At 70.4% G+C, this 4,013-nt stretch carries 4 protein-coding genes; 1 reads left to right on the top strand and 3 read right to left on the bottom strand.

The window, feature by feature from the left end; translation table 11 throughout:
* Positions 1 to 249 precede the first annotated feature (249 nt).
* Positions 250 to 1,263 carry a hypothetical protein gene (locus tag AB0C29_RS01040; RefSeq protein WP_360813695.1) on the top strand — a complete coding sequence of 338 codons (1,014 nt, stop codon included), beginning with the start codon at positions 250 to 252 and terminating at the stop codon, positions 1,261 to 1,263.
* Here the strand turns inward: AB0C29_RS01040 and truA are convergent.
* The 3 genes from truA to AB0C29_RS01025 all read right to left on the bottom strand — a co-directional run bounded on the left by truA (position 1,246) and on the right by AB0C29_RS01025 (position 3,845).
* Positions 1,246 to 2,067 carry a tRNA pseudouridine(38-40) synthase TruA gene (gene truA / locus AB0C29_RS01035; protein WP_360813693.1) on the bottom strand — a complete coding sequence of 274 codons (822 nt, stop codon included), beginning with the start codon at positions 2,065 to 2,067 and terminating at the stop codon, positions 1,246 to 1,248. The genes AB0C29_RS01040 and truA overlap by 18 nt on opposite strands.
* A gap of 102 nt (positions 2,068 to 2,169) precedes the next feature.
* On the bottom strand, positions 2,170 to 2,757 hold the full coding sequence (gene rplQ, locus AB0C29_RS01030) for a 50S ribosomal protein L17 (protein WP_360813691.1): 588 nt from the start codon (positions 2,755 to 2,757) through the stop codon (positions 2,170 to 2,172).
* 65 nt (positions 2,758 to 2,822) lie between these two features.
* Positions 2,823 to 3,845 (bottom strand): DNA-directed RNA polymerase subunit alpha, encoded by a 1,023-nt coding sequence (locus AB0C29_RS01025; RefSeq protein ID WP_023358222.1) that lies wholly within the window; start codon positions 3,843 to 3,845, stop codon positions 2,823 to 2,825.
* Positions 3,846 to 4,013: the final 168 nt, after the last annotated feature.

Here is a 4,013-nt window from a genome sequence, read left to right as displayed (position 1 = left end):
CAGGCCGTGGCCCGCCAGACCCGCGGCCGCCGAGCAGCTACCGTCGCCGCCCACCACGGGGGCGATGACCTAACGCACCCGGAGCGGCAGTTCCCAGGTCCGCATTGCTCGGATTCGCAACACACGGACCGGCAGCGCTCGGCCCGGCCGTCCTCCGGACGGCTTTGCTTGGATCCGCAGCACACGGACCGGCAGTCGTCGGGCCCGCGGCACTCCGGCCGACAGCACTCGGGTCGGGAGACCGCGGGATTGCGAACGGTCCGGTTGCGGCCGGTCGGGCTGCAGACCGTGGTGCGGCTGGCCGCCGAGTTCCAGGCCGCCCAGGTCCGGGCGGCCAGACTCCCGGCGACCCGTATCCCGGGATCGCGGATTCCAGGAGCTCGGTTCCTCGGAACCCGGCGTCCGGAGAGCGACCTGCTCCCGGCCGGTTCTCCGGCCGTCGAGTGGCTGGGATCGGACCCCTCGGAGGCCGACCGGCCGTCGACACCGCAACACCGGCTGCATCGCAGCGGCCAGTGGCCGGCCCCCGCCGCACATCAGCGGCACACGCCGCAGCGGCGGGCGCCCCGGGAACCACAGCAGGCTCTGCAGACACTGTTGCGCGGGCTCGCCGCGCTGATCGTCCTGGCGATCGTCGGACTGAGCGCGTTCTTCATCATCGCCGAGCAGCGCCGCGGGGACGGGCGGGAATCCGCCGCCACCCCCGGCTCCGAGCCGGGCATCGCCTCCCGGGCCGTCGACGCCGAGCCGCTGACCCAGGACGAGGTGTTCCCGGAGCCCGCCGTCCGGCTCGCCGCCGGTGACACGGGTTACCGGGTGGACCTCACCCACAGCGACAGCGTGTGCCGGACCGCCACGACGGGTGACCTCGGCGCACTCCTCGACGACTACGGCTGCGAGCACGTCGTCCGGGCCCGGCTGCTGGCTCCCTACGGCGGCTACCAGGTCACCGCGGGCGTCTTCAACCTCGCCGACGAACAGGGAGCCGCGCAGGTCAGCGAGCTGACCGGAACTCTGGTCGAGAACGGCCGGGGCACCTTCGCCATGCTGGGCGGCGCGGCCGGCGACCCGCTCGGCGAACCCCTGGCCCAGGTGGGCTGGCACAGCCGCGGTCACTATCTGCTGTACTGCGTCATCGCCCGGCCCGACGGTCAGCTCGTCACCGACGACGACCCGTACGCGGCCCGGATCACGACCGAGCTCGTCGAGCGGTACCTGGGCGAGCAGGTCATCGGCAAGCGGACGCTAGGGAGCGTCTCGTAACCGGCGGGTGGCGTCGGCGCGGTCCGCGTACTCGGTCTCGTCGGGATAGCCGACCGCGATCAGAGTGAGCCCATGGGCCGGCGCGACGGTGACCTCGCTGGACCGCTCGCGCAGGGTCAACAGCTTGGCCGGCCAGCCCGGGTCGCGGCGGCCGTCGCCCACGCTGAGCATGGCCCCGACCAGGCTGCGCACCATCGCCTGGCAGAACGCGTCGGCCTGCACCGTGGCCACGGCGACCCCGTCGGGCTCGCGGCGCCACTCCAACCGGGTGATGGCCCGCACGGTGGTGGCGTGCTCCTTGCGCTTGCAGAACGCCGCGAAGTCGTGCAGCCCGACCAGCCCGGCCGCCGCCTCCTGCAACCGGCCCAAATCGAGAGGCCGCATCCAGCCGATGGTGTCGTAGCGCCGTAACGGTTCCGGCCCGAAAACGGTGTCGGCCACCCGGTATTCGTACCGTCGGAAGGTGGCGGAGAACCGGGCGTCGAAAGTCGACGGTACGGGCGTGACGGCCCGCACCCGCGCGTCCGGCGGCATCAGCCCGGCGAGCCGCCGCACCAGCGAATCCGACAACGACTCCCACATCGCTGTCGGCAGGTCGATGTGGCATACCTGACCGGTCGCGTGCACGCCCGCGTCGGTGCGGCCCGCCACGGTCAGACCCAGGTCGTGATCAGCGCCGACCAGCCGCTCCAACGCCTCGACGAGCACGCCGGCGACCGTACGCCGGGACGGCTGCACGGCCCAGCCCGAGAACTCCCGGCCGTCGTAGGAGACGTCCAGGCGCAGGCGGGTCGCGTCGGTCATGTGGGGGCAGTCCTCCGCTGATTCGTGGACAAGGAAGCCGTACGGGAAAAAGAAAGCCCGGCACCCACGAAGGGTGCCGGGCCTTTCCTACCTAGCTGAAGATCAGGCCTTGGCGTCGGCGGGGTCTTCGCCCTCGGCCTGGTCGCCCGGGCCCTCGGCACCCTTGTCGCCGGAAGCGTTCACCGGCGGCTCAGCGTCCTGGTCAGCAGTGGTGTCAGCCTTGGGCGCGGTGGCCGGAGCCTCGTCCTCGCGGGCGAGGGCCTCCACCTTGTCCTGCTGCGCGGCGGCCTTGCGGGCCGCCTTCTTGGCCGGCGCCGTGGTGGCCGCGACCTGCAGCTCCTCGACCAGCTCGATGACGGCCATGGGAGCGGCGTCGCCCTTGCGGATACCGACCTTGGTGATCCGGGTGTAGCCACCCGGGCGGTTGGTGTACCGCGGCGCGATCGACTCGAACAGCGAGTAGACGACGTCCTTGTCCTTGACGACACCCAGGACCCGGCGGCGCGAGTGCAGGTCGCCGCGCTTGGCCTTGGTGATGAGCTGCTCCGCCAAGGGGCGCAGGCGCTTCGCCTTGGTCTCGGTGGTCTTGATCTTCCCGTGCCGGAAGAGCTCCGTGGCCAGGTTGGCCAGCAGCAGCTTCTCGTGCGCCGGGCTGCCGCCGAGGCGGGGACCCTTGGTGGGCGTGGGCATCTTCTTGCTCCTCGTTGAAATTCCTGCCGGGCGGCTCAGCCGCCCAGCTCACGCGGCAGCCGGGATTAGAGCTGCTCGGTCTCGCGGTAGTCGTCGGTGTCGTAGTCCACGTCGCCGAACGAGTCGACCACGTGCGCGGGGTCGAAGGACGGCGCGCTGTCCTTGAGGCCCAGGCCCATGCCGGCGAGCTTCATCTTGACCTCGTCGATCGACTTCTGACCGAAATTCCTTATATCCAGAAGGTCGGCCTCCGTCCGCCCGATGAGTTCACCGACGGTGTTGATGCCCTCGCGCTTGAGGCAGTTGTACGACCGGACGGTGAGGTCCAGCTCCTCGATCGGCAGCGCCAGATCGGCGGCCAGCTGCGCGTCCTGCGGGGACGGGCCGATGTCGATGCCCTCGGCGGTCTCGTCCAGCTCACGGCAGAGACCGAACAGCTCGACCAGGGTCGAACCGGCGGAAGCCAGCGCGGTACGGGGCGAGATCGACGCCTTCGACTCGACGTCGATGATCAGGCGGTCGAAGTCGGTGCGCTGCTCGACACGGGTCGCCTCGACGCGGTAGGTCACCTTCATGACCGGCGAGTAGATGGAGTCGACCGGGATGCGGCCGATCTCGGCGCCGGCGCTCTTGTTCTGCGCGGCCGTGACGTAGCCACGACCCCGCTCGACGGTGAGCTCCATGTCGAGCCGGCCCTTGCTGTTGAGCGTGGCCAGCTTCAGGTCGGGGTTGTGCACGGAGACGCCGGCCGGGGGCTGGATGTCGCCCGCGGTGACGTCGCCCGGGCCCTGCTTGCGCAGGTACATGCTGACGGGCTCGTCGTGCTCGGAGCTGACGGTGAGCTCCTTGACGTTCATGACGAGCTCGACCACGTCCTCCTTGACACCGGGGATCGTGGTGAACTCGTGCAGCACGCCGTCGATCTTGATGCTGGTGACCGCCGCGCCCGGGATGGACGACAGCAGGGTCCGGCGCAGCGAGTTGCCGAGGGTGTAGCCGAAGCCCGGCTCCAGGGGCTCGATGGTGAACCGGGAGCGGGTCTCGCTGAGCGACTCTTCCGAGAGGCTCGGGCGCTGGCTGATGAGCACGCGTTTCTTCTTTCGTTCGGGGCTTCCGCTATATGAAGCCCGTCCTGTGGTGGTGCAGTCCCGGGGAACACCGCCGCCGGCCGCGGCGGCACGGGGCCCCGCGTGATCAACGACAGACCAAAACCACACCACTGAACAAAAGACACAGACCAACCGAACACCGCCGCC

It is taken from the genome of Actinoplanes sp. NPDC048791, assembly GCF_040650095.1.
Taxonomy (GTDB): Bacteria; Actinomycetota; Actinomycetes; order Mycobacteriales; family Micromonosporaceae; genus Actinoplanes.
This window is presented reverse-complemented; position numbering and strand designations above follow the sequence as displayed.

Excerpts from the sequence above, each read along its gene's own strand:
- truA (WP_360813693.1), bottom strand. The coding sequence starts at position 2,067 with ATGACCGACGCGACCCGCCTGCGCCTGGACGTCTCCTACGACGGCCGG.
- rplQ (WP_360813691.1), bottom strand. The coding sequence starts at position 2,757 with ATGCCCACGCCCACCAAGGGTCCCCGCCTCGGCGGCAGCCCGGCGCAC.